This is a genomic window from Bradyrhizobium sp. Kon10, from assembly GCF_055807395.1.
Genome location: NZ_JBVVOZ010000159.1, coordinates 1 through 340, shown reverse-complemented (window position 1 = coordinate 340; position 340 = coordinate 1). Strand labels below are relative to the sequence as shown.

Annotated in this window: 1 protein-coding gene; it reads left to right on the top strand. The window is 67.9% G+C overall.

Annotated features, from left to right (window positions below; genetic code table 11):
* Window positions 1-340: porin (locus AC0L2O_RS36525; protein WP_473373168.1), on the top strand; the 340-nt coding region annotated here is incomplete at both ends.

Sequence of the window (340 nt, the reverse complement as noted above, 5' to 3'; positions counted from 1 at the left end):
GCGACTTCCGCTCCGCGGCCGGCACGCGGTGGTACAACGACCAGCTCTGGATCGGCGGCTATGTCACGGGACCTGCGACGGGCGCGATCCACTCCGCCTCGAGCGCCGCGCCAGCCGGGACCAGCGAGCAGTATGGGGCGGTTGCCCGTGTTGCAGGCAATCCCATCAGCGGCAAGGACTATTCGGTGCATATCGGCGCCGATGCGCAGTGGCTGATCCAGCCGCCGCGCAATCTCATCGCCAACACGCAGACGGTCACGCTGAGCGACCGTCCGGAATTGCGTCTCGACCCGACGACGCTGGTGTCGACCGGTGCGATCGCCAATGTCTCGGGCGCGCA